Below are 16970 nucleotides of genomic sequence, written 5' to 3' on the forward strand. Positions count from 1 at the left end.
ACAAGACGTTTCGACAACTCGTCGGTCACAAACCGAACATCATGCAGCACAACCGGATCCGATGCAGCGGAACCGAATCACAACCACGTAAGACGCCGTCTTAGTGCACATCCGCCGCCGGGATGGTGCGGGAGCGGCATTCGGCGGAGGACGTTGTGGCTGGTGGGCCCCTTCGGCACCGCGGCGCTGTGCGGGCAGCCACCGGCCACCCGCCTGCGGATCCTCGGTGGCGTCGTGCGTGTGCTGCGTCGGCGAGGAGGCTGAACGTTCGGCAGGTGATGTGCCACAGCGATTCGGACTCGTGCTGGAATCCTGCCGGGAATTGGCCTGGCGGATGCGCGAAGTGGGGACGCCGACACCCACCGATCCCGCCTCGCACGACGGCTGCGACCATGCTGCCCGGTTGCGCGTCGATGCCGGTAAACACAGCGCACACACCAGCGTCCTGTCACCCGTGTAGCTCTTGGCACGCAACGTGAGCATCCCGTGATCGGCGGCATCGATTGGCACACAGGCCATTCGCCCAGTCGTCGTGTCCAGCGCGACAACGAGATTGTCATATGGACACATCAGGAGCACCCCTTGTCGAATAGGCGAACGCCCGTCCGGAGATCCGGAGTGTCAACAGCACGCCAATCCGGGGTCTGGCACTGATTTGGTGATCTTGAATCCCGGGTTGTCCACTTGCTCAACAGGATTCGTTTGCGGAGGAGGTCGGTCTTCGCGCGGACGAAACATTTGCCGTTTGAGCATCTTGATGCGGTTGACGTGGCCCTTCGATCGTTCCACTGCTCCATGCCATGGTGAGGCCCGCGGTGACTGCGTCCTGGTCGCGGCGCAGTCCCCGGACGAACGAGTGCAGTGCCGGTCGATCGTCGGAGTCGACGGCGACCATCCACCGCTCGAGATCTCGACCGTGCACGGGGCAAGCGAGCCACACTCGAAACCGCTGGTCGGAGAGCGAACAGATATGGACTATTCACGCGGACCACTGTCCGTCTCCGGCAGTCCGCACCCAGAGTGAATGTGCGCCTGACGAATTGGTTCTTCCGGCTGGGGGTATGGCGGCTACTGTGAAACACAGTCACTACGAACTGCTTCGACACACTGCCGCAGGAAGCTACTGGAGAACTGTTCTGAGCACCCCCGATCAGATGGATGATACCGCAGCCGCCGAACGTCAGGCCGGGCCTGACCACGCAAGATCTGCGGCAGAAGGTCTGTATCCGGTCGTGAACCTGATTGGCTTTACACTGCTGGCGATCCCTATCTCGCTGTCCGGCTACCGTGGTTCGTCGGGTTCTGCGCCGTGGCGTGGTTCGCCTTCCACATCCGCACCCGAACCATATCCTGCGTCCCCTCAGCACCGGCAAACACTCCGAGAGGCCGCGAGTGTGCCGCGGCGTGCTCGCATCGACACCCCCGATTAAACACGGAGTTCACATTGCAGAGTAAATCACCTCTCGACCCCGACAACATTCCCCGGCATGTCGCCTGTATTCCGGATGGAAATGGAAGGTGGTCCCAGCTGCAAAATGGTTCCCGGATCGGAGGCCACAACCAGGGCGTGCGAGTAATTCGCGATCTAGCGATCAGCGCATCCGATCTAGGAATCGAATGGTTCACGGTATATGCGTTCTCAACGGAGAACTGGCAACGTCCCGAGCTCGAGGTCAGATTCATTGCAAGTACGATCGAACGAGCGATCTACCGGTGGCTAGACGAATGCGGTCGGCACAATATACGGATCCGATGGATCGGGCGCGCGGAGATGCGCATACCCCGCGCCCTGCGCAGGGCGATCGACTATGCGACATCGACGACAAAGAACAATACCGGAATGACATTCACCATCGCCTTGAATTACGGCGGCCGAGATGAAATCGTCGATGCCATCCGCAAAATAATCGAGAGCGGCGTAGATGCCGCGGATCTGAATAGTGAGCTGGTGAGTCGATACCTGTACGCTCCGGATATGCCCGATCCGGATCTCGTTATCCGCACATCAGGCGAGAGCAGGATCTCCAACTTCCTGCTCTGGCAGCTCGCTTACAGCGAACTGGTGTTCACACCTGCTCTCTGGCCTGATTTCACCGTTGATCACCTGTTGGATGCGATCCGCGAATATCAGCGACGCGATCGAAAATTCGGGAGCATCGATGACGGCAATAGAAAATTGGATACGCAGCTACAATAGGCCCCCGGTAAACCCATCACAACCCTCAGATGATAATTTGGAGGTATTCATGAGCACGGATTGGGCAGCTAAGATACCGAACCTACCGTTCGAGGATTCCTATATCGAGAGTTCCCTCATCAACCCCTTTCGGGAGCAGGTCGACGAGAAATCACGGTCATTGCGTACACAATGGTTTGGGACGCCAACAGCTACCGAAGAAGAACGGTTGCGCGGAATAGACTGCGCGAAAATCGTATGTCAGATATTTCCGGACTCCGATCCCGATGACCTGGTTATACTTACGATACTTTGCGAATGCAGCTTCCTGCTCGACGATCGAGTCGGATTCGATGAATACGACTCACCGGAGGATCTCCAAAGCCATATTTCCCGCTTCGACCGCATACTCGAAACAGGGCGGGCGGAAACGCCCGAGCCCGGACTCGAAACCGCGCTCGCAGAATGCCTGCAGAGGATTTACCCCAGGCAATCGCACAGCTGGAGGAGACGAATGCGGCAAAATTTTCTCGACTGCAGTTTTGCCATGGCGATCGAACTCGACAACCGGCGAGAAGGGCATTTTCCGGGTCTCCAAGAGTACATTTCGATGCGGCGAAATACGGTCGCCTTATACATTTTTCTGGATTTAGTCGAGTTCATGCAGCGCACAGAATTGTCGGACGCGCTGTACGATAGCACGGAAATGTGTGATCTTCGTGAAAGTTGGGTCGACATTGCGGCCTGGGTGAACGACATGGCGTCGTATCACAAGGAAGACGCAGCCGGTGAAGTGAACTTGATACACGTCATCAGAGCAGAGAAAGGTCTGACACTCGTCGCGGCATTCGACGAAGTGGCTCGCATGATCGAATCTCGGGTCACGGATTATATTGAGGCCGAACACTCATTGAAAGCTAGTTCCGCATATCGACACAGTACCGACAGTGAGCGCGATGCGGTCGATATTGTGGTGCAAACAGTACGGAACGGATTGGGAATGTACGTGCGACTACACCGGGAATCGCCAAGGTATGCGAATCAGGACAGCAGGGTGTAACTCGCCGGGCAGGCCCAGGGCCTGCGCTCGGTGCTGCTGGCGGCGAAAGCCGCCGGCTACGAGCTCGTGATGCTCGACGGCACCTTGATCACACCGACCGGGTGTCCGAACCGGGGATCCCACGCCCCGGAAAGGCAACCCTCCGTCACAGCGATATGAAGACTCTCGAGGTCGCATCACCGTTCTGGGTAGCTTCCACTTTCGGTCGCAGAAACCGCAATCTCGCTCTACGTTCGAGGGCTCCGCGGCCGTGCAATCTGGGGACAATTTGAGGCCACACTCTATGAGCGGCCTTGCGCGGAGCAGGCGCAAAGCGAGCGAATCCGAATGGTGGGCATCATGATTGACGTGCACAACGTTGGACCGGGATAGCGGGGGTCAGGTGGTCGCAGGTTCAAATCCTGTCAGCCCGACCGCTTTCTCGTTCGTGAGGACCGGGCGGATTCGAACGGTTCTCACAGAAATCTCACGTTTTCGGGCCGATGGAGCCCCGGGCCCCTCGTTCGAGCACGTCTCGATTGTCCGGAACGGTCTCGGGCGCGTCGATGTAGTGCGTCTTGGCCACCGCGCGAGTGTTGCCGAGCTGGCGTGCGGCGCGTTCGGGGTCACCGTAGGCGTGGTCCACCGCGGTCGCCGCACCTTGGCGGAACGTACGCGGAGTCACCCACGCGAAGTTCTCCCCTCGGGCCGCACGCCAGATCCGGCCGAAGTTGTTCGGGTTGCGCACCGACCCGTTGCGAGCGGGAAGCAGCAGCCCCATCGGGTTGGGTCGAGCTGATGTCTCCAGGTCCTTGATCGCCTCGCGGATCGCCTCGACGGTGTGGTCGGGCAGCAGGATGCGCCGCCACCCGTTGTCGGACTTCGGGGCCGGTTTGCGCACCCACTTCCCTTTCACCTCGACCAGCGTCCCAGTGACATCGAGATAGGAATCCCGCACATCGAGATCGATATCCTCGAGCAACAGCGCGAACACCTCGTGCGGGCACATAGCACTACCGGTGATCACGTCGACCACCCACACCACCGCCCAGTCCCGCGACGGTCCGCAGGTGTAGGCCGCAGTGCCGGGTATTGCTTCCCCGGCTGCCCAGGCCCGCACCTGGGCACGGAACGCCGGCAGCGCGTCTTGGTCCTGCACTTTGCCGCGGGCCGACGGTTTGCGCCGAGTGAACGCGGCGACCCGGTCCATCGTTTCTCGGCTACTTGCACAACACCGACGCGCCGATCAGCGCCGATTCCGAGTTGGCGTATCACCGGGCGGTCGAGATCTGCGGCAGCCTGGACTACGGCACGACCGTTGACCAGTTGCAGCAGGCCTGGACGAACGTGCTGACAAGCGATGGCGCACTGCTTACATCAACGATGCAACGACCATTGTGTGTACGGAGCACGCCGCGAAGTTGCGCGCTCGGTAAATAGCTGAGGGCATGAGATGTGCTCATGCCCTCACGCAACCCCCACTTGCCAGGGCGTTAAACCGCCTGACGGTACTGATCGATCACCGCCTGCGGCACCCTGCCGCGAGCGGGGACAGCGATCCCCTTTCCGATCGCCCACTGCCGCGCAGCAGCAGCCTCATTCTTGTCGTTCGGCCCAGCGGTGCGGCGCACACTCCTGCGCCCACCGACTCGCCTGGCAGCCGTAATGTAGGGGTCCAACAGCTTGTGGAACTTATCGCGGTTCTTCGCACCCAGGTCGATCTCGTACTCGACCCCGTCGACAGAGAAGATGGTCGTGGGTTTGTCGACGATGTTCAGATCAATTTCGTCGCCGCTGATGTCGTCATAGTGTTTAACCACCGTCTTTTGAGCCATCGCGTCAGATTAACACCGTACTGGCGCAATAGCTAAATGAGCTACGGGTGGCTGCTTTCCCATGCGAAATCGAACGGCCAGCCGCCGCCCACTTGGTCCATCCCAAATGGGAACGGCCAACAGATGTTCGGTGCCGAGTTGGTCAGGTGGCCGACCTGCGCCCCATGCCTGCCTCACTCGGTCGTCTTGCCACTTGCGCCTCCGCGCGATGACCATTGCGAGTGTTCAAGGTTGCGTCATGGCGGCTCACCGCTTGGATCGCAATGAGCTCTCATACTGTCTAGTACGACACCGAATAGACGGTTCGTGCCCGTCCAGGGGCGGTTGCTCGTGCGACCATGACTTCGGCAAGATCCGCGCGCGATATCCGCATTCCACCGGAAGGAAGCCCGGACGTCGATAACCGATATCGGCCAGTTGGCGGCTCGTCGGTAGCCAGTTTGGAACCCAGCTCGGATAAAGTCAGGATGACGCCAGGACGCTCGCGCCCCATGTGCGGTGCCACAGCCTTGCTCGTGATGAACAGCGTCCGCAGAAAGCCATCAATCGGCCGCATGAACTCCTCCAGCGAGAGGTCCGCCAGCAAAGTTCGCTGGTCGTGCAGGACACTCGCGGCGTTGAGGGCGATGTCGATGCTGCCGGCCGTCGCCGCGACCGCATCGGCGTGCTTGTCGACCGCCTGTTGATCGAGATTGTAAGGTCGCCGCAGGCTTACCCCAGCGACTGCGAGCCTCGGTCGACAGAGACGCCTTGCTATGGGCCGTAGCGATCAGATCATGCCCGGGTGCTCTACCACGCCGGCTCGAGCCCGCCATACTCGTAGGTCAGGCCGTTGATCGGAGTGCGCGCCCGCCATACCCGTATCGAGGCCCCCTCGGCGAGCGGTGGCACCGCGGCGGCGTTCCTGATGGTCGGAGCGCCGTTATCCACCAACAGCATCAACACTGTCGTGTCGGTCGTGATCTCGTGGTTGGGGTCCCGATTCCCTTCTCGCTGAGGTCGTGTACCAGTTTCAGTACCTCGCGCAGGTTTCGGCCGAGCAGGTCGAGGATGTAGGCCACGATGGTGTCGCCGGGCGGGCGAATTCGAGCAGTTCGGTCATGGCCGCTGCCCGCATCGAACGACGGACAGCCCCACCAACAGACTGCCGCGAGTCCCATTCTGGTCGCGGCAATATTATGTTGCCCGACTGCTAGGCAGGGGCCACGATCGTCAAATGGAATCCGGGCTTCCCCCAGCGCTGGCGCCGAAAGTTGCGCCGCCTCCGCGCATAGACCTCGGCGACATCCTGATCCGCCGCTGGCAGTCGCAGGACCTCGTAGCCCAATTCGAGGCGATCACCGCGTCGTTCGACCACCTCCACGCATGGATGCCGTGGTTGACCGAGCCTAGGACGCTGGACCAGCAGCGGGAGTTCAACGAAGTCGCGACCGCGAGCTGGCCCACAGCCGCCGGGGACTTCAACTATGGCATCTTCGACTCCAGGGGAACGCTGCTCGGCGCAATCGGCCTGCACGATCGGGTGGGGTCCGCAACGTTGGAAATCGGGTACTGGTGCCATGTCATGCACACCGGCCGCGGCGTGATCACCCGGTCCGCCGCGGCGCTGACCGAGACGGCGTTGAGTCTGCATGGGATCAGTCGCGTCGAAATCCATTGCGACGCAGCCAATACTCGCAGTTCTGCCGTTGCCCGCCGTATCGGGTACCGACTGGATCGGATCGTGCCGCGCGAACAGCATGCGCCGGCCGAGTCCGGCCGCGGGATGGTATGGGTGACACACCGATCTCGGCGTCGGGCCGGAAACCCTGCAACGACTGACCCGTGACAGCCGGATCTGACCACATCGCGACCCACCCATCTGTTGCGAATACAGCACGAAGCATATCGACCACGATGCTGTCTTCCTTGGCTGTTCCCAGCAGACCCTCCTTCGCGCAGATATTCGACGCGATGGCGACGACTTGCTGCCGCACTGGAAGGTGATCCCCGCGTCGAGCGGCATCGGCTGCGGTGAGGGCATCGCACCCAGGTGTTCGGCAACGGGAATCACGGCGCGCAGCCCGGTATTGTTTGTCCGTCAGAGATCGTGGGAGCGACGGAGTCAAAAGCCGTCACCGCCACCGCATAACGCGGGTAGGCTTGCCGCAGCTCGGCCAATTCGGCTTTGTCACCGGACATCTCCGTGAGAATTTGCCAGAGTCTTTCGATGAACCGCGTCGGACAGATGCCGAATTTGATAAAGGTCTCCTCCTCCGGGGCACCGCCGAAGGGTGCCCAGATGCGGGCGAAAGCAAGGATGTCTTCTACTTCTTTTTCCTGTTTGCTGAGCTGCTTCGGGCGGTGGCGTTCGGCTTCTCGTTGTCGTTCGCGCCGTCGCCGGTAACGCCGAATATCTGACTCCACCGGATCGAATCCGCCCGGTACCGTGTGGGCCGGTCGATCCGGGCTCCTCCTCGGGTATGCCCCATTGTCGGGTATAGACATTGGTTCTCTGTTCAACAGTGCGGTTCTAGGGTCGAGGCTGGCCGGACGGGGTGATCGGCTCGAGCGTCATATCTGCGGGTTTGCGTGACTTGGAGTGTCCACGGACGTCTCGACCTGCGAGTTGTTGCGCAAGTCTTGCTAGTTGCGCCGGCTGTGCAACCGTCCTGGATGTGGGGCGGAAGGCCGACTGGCGGAGAGTGGGAAACCGTCCGCCGGCACGGTGTTGGTTCAGGAACAGCGCCGGTCGTGTGCGGTGTTCGGTGGGCATGATCGTGAGTCCGGTGTCGGGAATCATGACGCGGAGTCCACTAGCGCTTGGCCGTCAGCGATCATGCGGTGTTCCGACAGAGTCAGGACCCGGCACCGCGACCGCAGTAGGCATCCCTTCCGTGGTGCGGGCTTGTGGATTGGCCAGGTGCTCGGGGCGCAGAATTTCGTCGAGCTCAGTGGCGGTGAGCAGTCCACTTTCGAGCACCAGGGAGGTGACGCTGCGACCGCCGGTCAGGGCCTGGCGGGCAATAGAGGTTGCTGCGTCGTAGCCGATCAGCGGGTTGAGGACGGTGACGACTCCGATGCTCGCTTCGACCTGGGAGCGCAGGAATTCCTTGTTGGCGGTGATTCCGTCGATGCAGTGGTCGGCCAAGCTGGTGCATGCCGCGGTCAGAGAGGCAAGGCTGGCGAACAGTGAGCGCGCGATGATCGGTTCGAAGGCATTCAGCTGCAACTGTCCGGCCTCGGCCGCCATGGTGACGGTGAGGTCATAGCCGATGACCTCGAAGGCCACCTGGTTGACCACTTCCGGGATGACCGGGTTGACCTTTCCGGGCATGATGCTCGATCCCGCCTGTCGTGGGGGAAGGTTGATCTCGGCGAAGCCGGCCCTGGGTCCGGAGGACAGCAGCCGCAGGTCGTTGCAGATCTTCGACAGTTTCACCGCGACGCGTTTGAGCATCCCGGAGAACAGTACGAAGGCCCCGCAGTCCTGGGTGGCTTCCACGAGGTTGCCGGCCGTCACCAGCGGCAGCCCGGTGATGCGTTGCAGGTGAGCGCAGGCTCGGGCGGCATACTGTGGATGAGTATTGAGGCCGGTGCCGATGGCAGTTGCCCCCAGATTGATCTCGTGTAGGTGAACCAGGGCTTCGTGGATTCGGCGTTCGTCCTCGCCAACCATCACCGCATAGGTGCTGAACTCTTGGCCGAGGGTCATGGGCACGGCATCCTGCAGCTGGGTTCTACCGACTTTGACCACATCATCGAACTCGCGGGCTTTGCGCGCCAAGGCCAGGCGGAGATGACCCATGGCGGCCAACAACCGTTGGGTGGCTTGGATGGTCGCGATCCTTATCGCGGTGGGATACACGTCGTTGGTGGACTGCCCCATATTCACGTCCCCGTTGGGGTGAATCCTGGAGTACTCGCCCTTGTCGGACCCGAGGATCTCCAGTGCACGGTTGGCGATGACCTCGTTGGCGTTCATGTTCGTCGAGGTGCCTGCGCCACCCTGGATGACATCGACCACGAATTGGTCCAGCAGTCGGCCTTGTTCGATGTCCTGGCAGGCCTGGCTGATGGCGTCCTTTTTTACCGCGTCGATCAAGCCCAGATCGAAGTTTGCCAGTACTGCCGCATGCTTGATCTGGGCGAGTGCCTTGACGAGCAGTGGATACGAGGATATTTCGATACCGGTGATCGCGAAGTTCTCTATTGCGCGCAGTGTCTGGATGCCCCAGTAGGCGGCGGACGGAACTTCGCGGGCACCCATGAAGTCTGTCTCGATCCTGCCTCCCTTGGCTTCCACCAGGGACGGTTCGGTCATCTGTGCCATTGCTCTCGGTTCTCGCGATGGTGGTCTGGGGTGAGTGAACGGATGTTGTCGGTGGGATGATCTCCCGGCCTGCCCGGCAGTCCGCGACCGTTGTGGCGCTGCTCCCGGGCCGCGGAATGCGGCGGATTCAGGTAGTGGGAACGAATCCGAGCGCTTTGTCTACGACATTGTGTAGTGGTTCGCGATCGCGGAATCGTTTCAGATTGTCGACGAACAATTTGCTGAGGTCATCGAGATAATTATCGGTGTCCCCGCTCATGTGGGGGGTGATGATGACATTGTCCATGCTCCATAACGGGTGTTCGTCGGGCAAAGGCTCGGGGTCCACGACATCAAGGGCAGCGCCGGCGATCGAACCCGATTCCAACGCCTCGGTCAGGGCGCCGGTATGAACAAGTTCCCCGCGTCCGACGTTGATGAGGCAGGCGGACGCCTTCATCGCGGATAGCACTTCGCCGCTGACCAATCCCCTCGTCTGATTGGTCAGCGGCGCTGCGAGCACGACGTAGTCGTAGTCATGGACCATCCTCGCCAGGTCCCGGGAGGAATGGATCTGGGCGAAATCGTCATCACCGGGCCGGCTGGAGCGGGCGGCGCCGCTGACCTTTATGCCCACAGCATGGAAGAGACGGGCGATTTCGCGGCCGATGGAGCCGGTGCCTACCACCAGCGCAGTTTGCCCCCGGAGCTTGCGAGTGACTCGGTGTTGCCAGCGGTGTTGTCGCTGCAGCCGGAATGAGTTCTGCGCGTCTTTGGCCATGTTCAAAACGAATCCGAGCGCGAATTCGGCGATGGCCCGGCTCAGGACGCCCCGGGAGTTGGTGTAGATGATGTCGCTGCCGATCAGGTCGTCGAACAGGAGTTGGCTTACCCCCGCCGCGGAGACATGGACCCACTGCAGGGAGGCGGCGGCATCCCAGTTCTGCCGCAAGGCCGGCGAGAACGAGTGCCATTGGTATAACACGTTCGCGCCGTCGAGCGCGGTGGCCAGACCGTCGGCTTTGGTCAGTCGAACCTCGGAGATCTCCTCGATCTCCGCCAACCGGGGCGGCAAGGCCTCTCGGTAGAGGACCGCGACGACGGGCCGGGTACGTTCGGCGACCGTCGTCATGACACCGGTGATGGCTTGGCGGCCGACTCTGGCAGGCCGCCCAGCAGTTGCCAGAGCGCCCCCGATTGTCCGAGGTTGACAATGGTGTTCTTGGGTTCGGTCATCGCGTGCACGGCGTACCGCACCCCTTCGCGGCCGACACCGGATTTCTTGAAGCCGCCGAACGGCATCGAATCGATGCGGACGTCGCTGGTCTCGTTGATGACCACGGCGCCGACGTGCAGTTTGTCGGCGATGGTCAGGGCGAGCTCTATCGATTGGGTGAAAATACCTGCTTGGAGTCCGAACTCGGAGTTGTTGGCGGCGTGGACGGCGTCGGAGACCTCCACGAACGGCAGGATGGTCACGACCGGACCGAACACTTCGTCGCGGATAACCCGGCACTCCGTCGGCACGTCGGTCAGGACGGTGGGTTCGTAGAAGGCGTTCCGTCGCTGGCCTCCCACGTGGACCGACGCCCCCGCGGCGGTGGCCTCATCCACCCATTCCTCGACGCGCCGGGCCTCGGCCTCGGAAATGAGCGGGCCGACGTCGGTGCGGCGGTCGAACTTCGGCCCCGTGCGGAGTGCCTGGGTGCCGCGGGTGACCTCCGCGAGGACCCGCTCGAAGAGCGATGTGTGCACGTACACGCGTTGCACCGAAAGGCAGTTCTGGCCGGCGACCCCGAACGCTCCGGCGACGATCGCGTCGGCGGCATAGACCGGGTCGGCGTCGGCGCAGACGATCGTGGCGTTGTTGCCGCCGAGTTCGGAGAGGATCTTCTTGGCGCCGGCGGCGGCAGCGATCCGTTCGGCGGTCCGGGGACCGCCGGTGAAGGAGATCAGGTCGATCTGGTCGTCGGTCACGAGCGCCTCGGCCACACCGGGACCGCCGACGATCGCGGCGATCCGTCCCGACGGGACTCCCGCCTCGAGCAGCAGCTGGACAAGGGCCAGCCCGCTCAGCGGGGTCCGCTCGGAGGGCTTGAGTACGACACCGTTGCCGGCGATCAGGGCCGGGCCCAGCTTGTGCGCGACCAGGTTGAGGGGATCGTTGAACGGTGTGATCGCCGCGACGATACCCACCGGTTTGCGGCTGTACCAGCCGATCTTTTTCCCGGCCGCGGTGCTGTCATCGAAGTCCAGGGTCGATCCGGACAGCTCACTGGACGCGGCTGCCGAGAGCCGCAGCGTCTCGATGCAGCGGACGACCTCACGCTCCGCCTCGGTGATGGTCTTGCTGCTTTCGGCGGCGATGATGGTGGCGAACCGCGCGGACTGCTCGTCGAGCAGCCGAGTTGCCTTTTCCAGCGCCTGCCGGCGCGAGCGCAGCGGCCATGGGTCGACCTGTAGGTGACGGTGGATGTGCGCGATAGCGCGCCGCACGTCCTGCGCCGTCGAAGTGCACACCCGGCTGAGCAGGAACCCATCCTCGGGATCGCGCACGTCCAGGGTCATCTCGGTGGACTGCCATCGGCCTTCGAGAAAGGCCCCTCCGGGCAGAGTGGCAATCCCTGACCGACTGTCGCTTGTTTTCGGACGCGAGTCGACGACGCTTGAAGACGGAACCATGAGATTGCCTACCTGCCTATTTGATGCGGTCGATGATCTTCGCGGCGCCGCCGATGATCGGCAGGAACCACGGGGGCCCGAAGTGTCCCGGGACGGGGGGATTCTTCAGGTCTTCCCAAACGTTCGCGGTTTTGTCGCCGCCCATGTAGCGGACCATCTTCTTTCCCATGTGGGCCGCCATCTGGACGCCGTGGCCGCTGTAACAGAGGGAATAGAACACTCCGTCGTGAACGCCGGCATGGACCATCTGGTCCATCGACAGATCGACCAGTCCACCCCAGGTGTAATCCACCTTGGCGTTCGACAGGTACGGGAACAGCTCGATCATCGCCTTGCGAAGAATCTTGCCGCTCTTGACATCCGAATCCGGGCTGGAGAGCGCGAAGCGGGCGCGACCACCGAACAGCAGTCGGTTGTCCGGGGTGATGCGGAAATAGTAGGTCAGCATCTTGCTGTCCGAGGACTGTCGCCGGTTCGGCAGAATGCGGTCGACCACCTCGTCCGGCAGCGGTTCGGTGACGATGATGAAACTGCCCACCGGAATCACGCGCCGCTGCAACCACGGCGTCACGGCGCCTGTGTAGCCACTGGTAGCCACCAGCACCTGCTTCGCTCGGACTACCCCGCGGGTGGTGTGCACATCGTGAACGGTTCCCGAGACCTTGTGCAGTTCGGTGACCGCTGCGTTTTCGCAGAGAACAGCGCCCGCGGCATCGGCGGCCCCGGCCAGGCCGTGCGCGAACTTCCCGACGTGCAGTCCGGCTCCCAGCGGATCGAGCATCGCTCCGTGATAGAAATCGGTACCGACCTCGCTGTGGATCTCGGACTTCGGGATGGTGATGACATCGTGGTCGGCCAGGGCGGCCAATTGCTCCTGCGACTTCAGCATTCCCTCGTAGTGGGAGGGATGAAAGGCCAACGAAAGCTTTCCGAACCGCTGGAAGTCGCAGTCGATGCCATAGTTCTGCACCAATTTCTCGATGGTGTCGATGGCATCGTTGTATTCCCGGAACATTTCCACGGCGCGGGTGCCCCCGTACCGCTTCACCGCTGTGTGGAAGCTGATCGCCAATCCCGTGGTCGCCATCCCACCGTTGCGGCCGGACGCACCCCAACCCACAGTATGCCGTTCGAGAACAGCAACGCTCGCACCTTGCGCGGCGAACTCGACCGCCGCCGAGAGCCCGGTGAATCCGGCGCCGATGATGGCGACGTCGACCTGTGCGGGAACTGGTGTCCGGCGGTAGTCGCCGGACGGCTCAGCAGTATCCAACCAATAGGGGATGAGTTTCACGATTGACCTTTCGCCTTGACCGCGGATCAGAGACCGAGCAGTTTGTTGAGTTCGTCGAGCGAATCGACGGTGGTGTAGTCGTAGCCCGCGGTGATGGGGTCATAGCCACGGTCCAGCAGCACCAGGTTCCGGAAGCCCATGTCGTGCATCGGCATCAGGTCGTACCGGGTGTGCGAGGAGACGTGGAGGAAGTCCTCCGGCTCGGCGTTCAGGGTGTCGAGCATGTACTCGAACGCCTGGTAGCGCGGCTTGTAGGCCTGGGCCTGCTCGGCGGTGAGGACGGCGTGGAAGTCTGCACCGAGCCTCGGAACGCTGATGTCCAGGAAGCTGTCGTCTGCGTTGGACAGAATCACCAGCTTGTAGTTGTCGCCCATGAGCTTCAGCGGAGCCGGCACGTCCTCGTGGGCAACCCAGCCGCGTACAGCCTCAGCGAACTGTGCGCCGGCGCCTTCGGCCGGCCCGATGCCCCACCGCTGGCACACCCGGTCGAAGGAATCCTGAAGAATCTGCTCGTAGGGCTTGTAGTCGCCGCAGACCTCGTCGTACCGGTACCCGCGGAACACCTTCTTGAACGCGGGCCACTGCTCTTCAGGAAGACGGCCCGCGAGCAGTCGGCGGGTGGTGGGATCGATGTCGAAATTGATCAGCGTGCCGTAGCAATCGAAGGAAACGTACTTCGGCCGGAAAGTCTTGTCTGCCATGGTCATCCGTTTCATTGAAGGTGGGGGTGGCAACAGTTCGGGGACCACTGCCGTTCCCGGGGGGATGCGGAGTTGCCGGGCCGTCGTGGCCACCCTCACTCAGGACTCTGTTGCCTGCTGATCTGACCCTAAGCGGCACAATTGTCAATTGTCAACAGTTCGCAAGAGGGGTAGTGTGATCCACTGCACTGCCAAACCGACTGGTTGGATATGGTCTATCCGGCAGTGCAGATGCCTCGCACACATGCCCCGCCACCTGCGGCGACGGAAGACCTACCGGCCGGGAATCCGAAAACCCGCGACCGTTCAGCAAACCCTCTTTCGCTGAATCATTCGAAGGAAACCCATGAAGACAAGAACAAGACTCCAGGCCGCAGTGGCCGGCTTCGCCCTCCTGGTTGCCCTGAGTGCGTGTAGCACGGTCGACAGCGAGGGGGCAGCGGGCTCGACGTCGAATACGGCCGATATCTCCGAGGGCGTGCAGCCGGACGCCGCCGCGGTCGCACTGCTGCCCGCCTCATACAAAGACAAGGGCGAACTGACGGTGGCGATGGACCTCCACTACCCGCCGACCACCTTCTTAGCCGATGACAACACCACTGCGATCGGCCTCAACCCAGACGTCGCCCGCCTGGTCGCCAAGAAGCTCGGACTGAAGATCAAGTTCGCGAACACCAGTTTCGACACCATCATTCCCGGCATCGAGGGCGACCGATACGACTTCACCGCCACGTCCATGTCACCCACACCCGAGCGGCTCGAGGTCCTGGACATGATCGACTACTTCGATGCGGGGGTGTCCGTGGCCGCTGCCGCCGGAAACCCGCTGGGCCTGAGCAATGACAATCTGTGCGGCAAGAACATCGCCGTGACAAAGGGCTCCAACGCGCAGCTCAAGCACCTACCCAACATCTCCGAATGGACGTGCGTGTCCCAAGGAAAGCCGGCGATCAATGGCATCACCCTGCCCAACGTCCAGGAAGCGCTGACCCAGCTGGCCTCCAAGCGGGTCGACGGTGTCTTCTACGACACCGCGGCCCTGGTGTGGGCAGAAAAGCGCCAACCCAACGCCATTACCGTCCTCACCCCCCAGGTCGACACGCACACGGAGCACATCGTCACCGTCGCCCTCAAGAAGGGATCGCCGCTGACTCCCGCCTTGCAGGCAGCCGTCCAATCCGTCCTCGACAGCCCCCAATACCAGACCTCCCTGTCCAACTGGGGTCTCACCGCGGGCCGCGTTACCGAAGCCAAGCTCAACTAGGGAAACACCATGGTGCAACCGACTACCCACGGAAGTAACGCGATAATGAACGGGATGGATCCTGCCCTCAAACCGAGGCTTCGGCGGCGAAGTGCGTTCGAGTACACGACTTGGGTGGTGTGCATCCTGCTCGCCATGGGGATACTCGTCTCGGTCTCGATCAATCCCAACTTTCAGTGGGAAGTGGTCGCAAAATACTTCACCCATGAATCAATCCTGCGCGGGCTGGTCCTGACGATCTACCTGACGGTGGTCAGCATGGTCCTCGGCACTCTGCTGGGGCTGATCCTGGCGATCATGCGGTCCTCGAGCATCAAACCGATCGCCGCAACGGCAGGGATATACATCACCTTCTTTCGTGGCACACCGGTGCTGGTACAGCTCATCTTCTGGTTCAACATCGCCGCGCTGTACCCGAACCTGTCGATCGGCGGCATGGGCATCGACGTCAATGCCCTCATCACCCCCATCACGGCCGCGGTTATCGGCCTGACGCTCAATGAAGCGGCGTACATGGCGGAGATCATCCGCGGCGGGTTCTCCTCGGTAGGCAAGGGCCAGATCGAGGCCGCTGACTCATTGGGAATGAGTGGCGCGATGAAAATGCGCAAGGTCATCATTCCCCAAGCGATGCCCTCGATCATTCCGGCAACCGGAAACCAGGTCATCGGAATGTTCAAGGAGACATCACTCGTCAGCGTTCTCGGCGTCGCGGAGCTGCTCCAAAGCGCCCAACTCATCTACGCACGCACCTACGAGACCATTCCCCTGCTGATCGTCGCCAGCCTGTGGTACCTCGTGATGACCCTGATTCTGAGCTACCCACAATCCCAGCTCGAGAAGAAGTACTCCCATTCAGCTTCCAGGCTTCCCCGGAAAGCCAAGAACGTTCTGCTGACAGACCCGGAAGGTATTGCCCGATGACTTGCGACGGTACGATCCACGGCCGAGGGATCCGTAAATCCTTCGGCTCCAAAACGGTTCTGCAGAACATCGATCTCGATATCGCCAGCGGGGAGATCTGTTGCATCATCGGCCCCAGCGGCTCCGGAAAATCGACCTTGCTGCGCTGCGTCAACGGCCTCGAGACCATCGATCTCGGAGTATTGAAGGTCAACGGAGAACACTTCGGCTACTACGAGACCGACACCGCATTCCATGCCCTGAGCCGCAAACGCCTGGCCGAACAGCGCACCAAGGTCGGCATCGTTTTCCAACAGTTCAACCTGTTTCCCAACATGACCGCCGCCGAAAACATCATGGCCGGCCCCGTACTGGTCAAGCGCGGCGACAAACAACAGGCCGCCGAACAAGCGAAGCAGCTGTTGGCGAGCGTGGGACTGAGCGGGTTCGGCGGCCACTATCCCGCGCAGCTGTCCGGAGGACAGCAGCAGCGCGTAGCGATCGCGCGAGCGTTGGCCATGAATCCACAGATCATGCTGTTCGACGAGCCGACCAGCGCCCTGGACCCCGAAAAAGTCGGTGAAGTCCTCGCCGTCATGCAGGACCTGGCTCAAAAGGGCATGACCATGGTCGTGGTCACCCACGAGATGGGCTTCGCGCGCGAAGTCGCCGACACCCTGCTGTTCATGGACGAGGGCTGCATCATCGAACGCGGAGACGCCCGCGAAGTCCTTGCCCACCCGAAGGAACGCCGGACCCAGGCTTTCCTCGAAAAGGTACTGTGA

The 16970-nt window shown here is 61.8% G+C and carries 17 protein-coding genes; 7 read left to right on the top strand and 10 right to left on the bottom strand.

The window, feature by feature from the left end:
- Positions 1-280 precede the first annotated feature (280 nt).
- The 3 genes from AB0H00_RS13940 (at position 281) to AB0H00_RS13950 (ending at position 3236) form a co-directional block, all read left to right on the top strand.
- On the top strand, positions 281-460 hold the full coding sequence (locus tag AB0H00_RS13940) for a hypothetical protein (RefSeq protein WP_357265579.1): 180 nt from the start codon (positions 281-283) through the stop codon (positions 458-460).
- A 984-nt stretch (positions 461-1444) separates the two neighbouring features.
- On the top strand, positions 1445-2197 hold the full coding sequence (gene uppS / locus AB0H00_RS13945) for a polyprenyl diphosphate synthase (protein WP_357265581.1): 753 nt from the start codon (positions 1445-1447) through the stop codon (positions 2195-2197).
- Positions 2198-2246: 49 nt separating this feature from the next.
- Positions 2247-3236: a terpene synthase family protein gene (locus AB0H00_RS13950; RefSeq protein WP_357265583.1), complete on the top strand. Its 990-nt coding sequence runs from the start codon at positions 2247-2249 to the stop codon at positions 3234-3236.
- A gap of 466 nt (positions 3237-3702) precedes the next feature.
- Here AB0H00_RS13950 and AB0H00_RS13955 read toward each other — a convergent pair whose 3' ends face one another.
- The 4 genes from AB0H00_RS13955 to AB0H00_RS13970 all read right to left on the bottom strand — a co-directional run bounded on the left by AB0H00_RS13955 (position 3703) and on the right by AB0H00_RS13970 (position 5989).
- Positions 3703-4425 (bottom strand): hypothetical protein, encoded by a 723-nt coding sequence (locus AB0H00_RS13955; RefSeq protein WP_357265585.1) that lies wholly within the window; start codon positions 4423-4425, stop codon positions 3703-3705.
- A 283-nt stretch (positions 4426-4708) separates the two neighbouring features.
- Positions 4709-5050 (bottom strand): Lsr2 family protein, encoded by a 342-nt coding sequence (locus AB0H00_RS13960; RefSeq protein WP_357265587.1) that lies wholly within the window; start codon positions 5048-5050, stop codon positions 4709-4711.
- 280 nt (positions 5051-5330) lie between these two features.
- Positions 5331-5807, bottom strand: coding sequence for an SDR family oxidoreductase (locus AB0H00_RS13965; RefSeq protein ID WP_357265747.1), 477 nt, complete (start codon positions 5805-5807; stop codon positions 5331-5333).
- Positions 5808-5839: 32 nt separating this feature from the next.
- The gene (locus AB0H00_RS13970; RefSeq protein ID WP_357265589.1) at positions 5840-5989 is read right to left on the bottom strand and encodes a hypothetical protein; all 150 of its coding nucleotides are present in this window, start codon (positions 5987-5989) and stop codon (positions 5840-5842) included.
- A 277-nt stretch (positions 5990-6266) separates the two neighbouring features.
- Here AB0H00_RS13970 and AB0H00_RS13975 point away from each other — a divergent pair, with 277 nt between their 5' ends.
- Positions 6267-6878, top strand: a complete 612-nt coding sequence (locus tag AB0H00_RS13975; protein ID WP_357265591.1) for a GNAT family N-acetyltransferase — start codon at positions 6267-6269, stop codon at positions 6876-6878.
- Positions 6879-7099: 221 nt separating this feature from the next.
- Here AB0H00_RS13975 and AB0H00_RS13980 read toward each other — a convergent pair whose 3' ends face one another.
- The 6 genes from AB0H00_RS13980 to AB0H00_RS14005 form a co-directional block, all read right to left on the bottom strand.
- Entirely contained in the window at positions 7100-7456 is a 357-nt protein-coding gene (locus tag AB0H00_RS13980) for a hypothetical protein (protein ID WP_357265593.1), read from the bottom strand.
- A 403-nt stretch (positions 7457-7859) separates the two neighbouring features.
- Positions 7860-9362, bottom strand: a complete 1503-nt coding sequence (gene aspA, locus AB0H00_RS13985; RefSeq protein WP_357265595.1) for an aspartate ammonia-lyase — start codon at positions 9360-9362, stop codon at positions 7860-7862.
- A gap of 127 nt (positions 9363-9489) precedes the next feature.
- Entirely contained in the window at positions 9490-10473 is a 984-nt protein-coding gene (locus tag AB0H00_RS13990) for a D-2-hydroxyacid dehydrogenase (RefSeq protein ID WP_357265597.1), read from the bottom strand.
- Positions 10470-11909 carry an aldehyde dehydrogenase family protein gene (locus AB0H00_RS13995; RefSeq protein WP_357265599.1) on the bottom strand — a complete coding sequence of 480 codons (1440 nt, stop codon included), beginning with the start codon at positions 11907-11909 and terminating at the stop codon, positions 10470-10472. Before AB0H00_RS13995 ends, AB0H00_RS13990 begins: the two co-directional genes overlap by 4 nt.
- A 130-nt stretch (positions 11910-12039) precedes the next feature.
- Entirely contained in the window at positions 12040-13317 is a 1278-nt protein-coding gene (locus AB0H00_RS14000; protein WP_357265601.1) for an FAD-binding oxidoreductase, read from the bottom strand.
- A gap of 26 nt (positions 13318-13343) precedes the next feature.
- Positions 13344-14024 carry a haloacid dehalogenase type II gene (locus AB0H00_RS14005; RefSeq protein WP_357265603.1) on the bottom strand — a complete coding sequence of 227 codons (681 nt, stop codon included), beginning with the start codon at positions 14022-14024 and terminating at the stop codon, positions 13344-13346.
- Between the two features lie 340 nt (positions 14025-14364).
- Between AB0H00_RS14005 and AB0H00_RS14010 the strand changes: the two genes are divergently transcribed.
- From AB0H00_RS14010 to AB0H00_RS14020, 3 genes are read left to right on the top strand one after another with little or no spacing between them, the layout of a single operon-like run.
- The gene (locus AB0H00_RS14010) at positions 14365-15282 is read left to right on the top strand and encodes a transporter substrate-binding domain-containing protein (protein ID WP_357265605.1); all 918 of its coding nucleotides are present in this window, start codon (positions 14365-14367) and stop codon (positions 15280-15282) included.
- A 54-nt stretch (positions 15283-15336) separates the two neighbouring features.
- Positions 15337-16206 carry an amino acid ABC transporter permease gene (locus tag AB0H00_RS14015; protein ID WP_357265607.1) on the top strand — a complete coding sequence of 290 codons (870 nt, stop codon included), beginning with the start codon at positions 15337-15339 and terminating at the stop codon, positions 16204-16206.
- Positions 16203-16970: an amino acid ABC transporter ATP-binding protein gene (locus tag AB0H00_RS14020; RefSeq protein WP_357265609.1), complete on the top strand. Its 768-nt coding sequence runs from the start codon at positions 16203-16205 to the stop codon at positions 16968-16970. Before AB0H00_RS14015 ends, AB0H00_RS14020 begins: the two co-directional genes overlap by 4 nt.

This window comes from Nocardia sp. NPDC023852, from assembly GCF_040639505.1.
Lineage (GTDB): Bacteria > Actinomycetota > Actinomycetes > Mycobacteriales > Mycobacteriaceae > Nocardia.

Coding starts and splice junctions, on each gene's coding strand:
- AB0H00_RS13950 (WP_357265583.1), top strand. CDS start 2,247: ATGAGCACGGATTGGGCAGCTAAGATACCGAACCTACCGTTCGAGGAT.
- AB0H00_RS13975 (WP_357265591.1), top strand. CDS start 6,267: ATGGAATCCGGGCTTCCCCCAGCGCTGGCGCCGAAAGTTGCGCCGCCT.
- aspA (WP_357265595.1), bottom strand. CDS start 9,362: ATGGCACAGATGACCGAACCGTCCCTGGTGGAAGCCAAGGGAGGCAGG.
- AB0H00_RS14020 (WP_357265609.1), top strand. CDS start 16,203: ATGACTTGCGACGGTACGATCCACGGCCGAGGGATCCGTAAATCCTTC.
- AB0H00_RS13955 (WP_357265585.1), bottom strand. CDS start 4,425: ATGGACCGGGTCGCCGCGTTCACTCGGCGCAAACCGTCGGCCCGCGGC.
- AB0H00_RS14005 (WP_357265603.1), bottom strand. CDS start 14,024: ATGACCATGGCAGACAAGACTTTCCGGCCGAAGTACGTTTCCTTCGAT.
- AB0H00_RS13995 (WP_357265599.1), bottom strand. CDS start 11,909: ATGACCCTGGACGTGCGCGATCCCGAGGATGGGTTCCTGCTCAGCCGG.
- AB0H00_RS13990 (WP_357265597.1), bottom strand. CDS start 10,473: ATGACGACGGTCGCCGAACGTACCCGGCCCGTCGTCGCGGTCCTCTAC.
- AB0H00_RS13960 (WP_357265587.1), bottom strand. CDS start 5,050: ATGGCTCAAAAGACGGTGGTTAAACACTATGACGACATCAGCGGCGAC.
- AB0H00_RS14010 (WP_357265605.1), top strand. CDS start 14,365: ATGAAGACAAGAACAAGACTCCAGGCCGCAGTGGCCGGCTTCGCCCTC.
- AB0H00_RS14015 (WP_357265607.1), top strand. CDS start 15,337: ATGGATCCTGCCCTCAAACCGAGGCTTCGGCGGCGAAGTGCGTTCGAG.
- AB0H00_RS13970 (WP_357265589.1), bottom strand. CDS start 5,989: ATGCTGTTGGTGGATAACGGCGCTCCGACCATCAGGAACGCCGCCGCG.